Annotated in this window: 1 protein-coding gene; it reads left to right on the plus strand. The window is 44.9% G+C overall.

Annotation, left to right across the window (positions count from 1 at the left end; genetic code table 11):
* On the plus strand, positions 1-2,287 hold a 2,287-nt coding region (locus A4R26_RS03735), incomplete at both ends, for a non-ribosomal peptide synthetase (protein ID WP_133054522.1).

Consider the following 2,287-nt stretch of genomic DNA (forward strand, 5'->3'; position numbering starts at 1 on the left):
TTTGTACAACAGGAACTAACCACGCCATTTGATCTTTCATCGGGCCCATTGTTGCGTGCAGGCTTATTACAGGTACAGGACAACAGGTGGATCCTGTTATTTTCCATGCACCATATCATCACCGATGGATGGTCGATGGAGATACTCATGCAGGAATTAGTGCAATTGTATTATTGGCATAGAAAAAGCCAAACAGGCACCTTGTTACCGCTACGCATTCAATACAAGGATTATGTCATTTGGCAACAACAACAGTTAAGCGGCCATGCATTGCAGCAGCATAGGGATTTTTGGATGCAAATACTGAAAGGCCCGTTGCCAGTGCTGAATTTCCCGGGTGATTATGTTCGTCCTGCTTTGAAAACATTTGATGGCGGAACTGTACTGGCAAAGGTTGATGCCAACATCAGCCGGCAGTTCAAAATGCTTGTTCAGCATCAGGGCGCTACGCTGTTTATGGGTTTGCTGGCAACAATAAATGCCATTTTACATAGATATACCGGCCAGGAAGATATTATTACAGGCAGTCCTGTTGCCGGTAGAGAACATATAGAACTTGAAAACCAGCTGGGGCTATATGCAAATACGCTGGTCTTCAGAACGAGATTTGCAGGCGGCGACAGTTTTATTGCGTTACTGCAAAATATAAAACAGCTAACCTTACAGGCTTATCAGCATCAGGGATATCCTTTCGATACGCTCGTCAATGAATTGCGGTTGCCGCCCGACACGAGCCGGAATGCATTGTTCGATGTAATGCTGGTACTGCAAAACAACCAGCCGGCAAATAGCATTATGCAGGCCGGAGAACTGTCTGTAAGTGCCTACCGGGAAACGGAAAGTCCGGTTAGTAAGTTTGATCTCACGTTTGGTTTTGTTGAATCCGGTGATGGGCTGCAGGTGGGAATAGAATATAATAGTAATATTTTCAGGCGCGAAACGGTTGTCCGGTTATCAAACCATTTGCAACAACTGCTTGCAGCTATTACGCACCAACCGGATGCGCCGATCAATACACTTGATTATTTAAATGCAGATGAAAAGCAACGGTTATTGTACACCTTCAATGCTACTACGACGGCTTATCAGGATGATAAAACAGTTGTGCATCTGATCCATGAACAGGCAAAAAGACATCCGGATAAGATCGCAATAAAAGGTGACCACTCATCATATAGTTACCGGCAACTGATGAACCGCGCCTGCCAGGTAACGCGCCGGATAAACGGTCTTTATGATACTTCGGATAAAGCGCCTGTTGGGGTGCTGTTATCAAGGTCAGCCGACATGATTGCCGTGCTCCTGGGCGTATTGCAATCCGGAAGACCTTATATTCCCCTTGATCCCATTTATCCGGCACAACGGCTAAAGTATATTCTGAAGCATAGTGGTTGCCAGATCTTAATTACAGAAGAAAACAGATCGGATCATTTTGAGATAGCCGGATTATCGATACTGAAAATAGAAGATATTCCTGTGCAAAATGAGAACGACCTCATTACGGTAAACGATATAAGTTCGGCTCATGACACGGCTTATATCATTTATACGTCCGGTTCAACCGGCAAACCCAAAGGCATAGCCATTGCGCACCGGTCTGTCGTTAATTTTTTAAACAGTATGCGATCAAAGCCCGGCATAACTGCAAATGACCTGTTATTTGCAGTTACTACCTGTTCTTTTGATATTGCCGTACTGGAAATGTTCCTGCCATTGATAAGCGGGGCTTGCGTATATATGGCCGGGTATGATACCTTGTCGGACCCCCAACGGATCATTAAAAAGCTGGAGGAAACAGGACCAACCATCATACAGGCCACTCCATCATTTTATCAAATGCTCTTCGATAGCGGATGGGAAGGGAATGGCGCATTGAAGGTTTTATGTGGTGGTGATCTGTTAAGCGAAGCAGTGGCCGAAAAGCTTTTACAACATTGCAGGGAATTGTGGAATATGTATGGGCCTACCGAAACCACCATTTGGTCTACCACCGGAAAAATAGAACAGCCAAAACAGGCCAGGAATATAGGCGCCCCAATTTCAAATACACAAATTTTCATTGTTGATGAACAATTGCAACTGGCGCCCATAGGTGTGCCGGGAACTATATTTATCGGCGGCGATGGACTGGCGGCCGGGTATTATCGTAATGAAATGCTTACTGAGGAAAGATTTATTAAGAACCCATTCAATCCCAAAACAAGGATCTACAATACGGGTGACCTGGGAAAATGGAATGCAGATGGCTCCATAGAGTTTCTTGGCCGTAAAGACGACCAGGTGAAGA

It is taken from the genome of Niastella populi (genome assembly GCF_002078015.1).
GTDB classification, from domain to species: Bacteria; Bacteroidota; Bacteroidia; order Chitinophagales; family Chitinophagaceae; genus Niastella; species Niastella populi.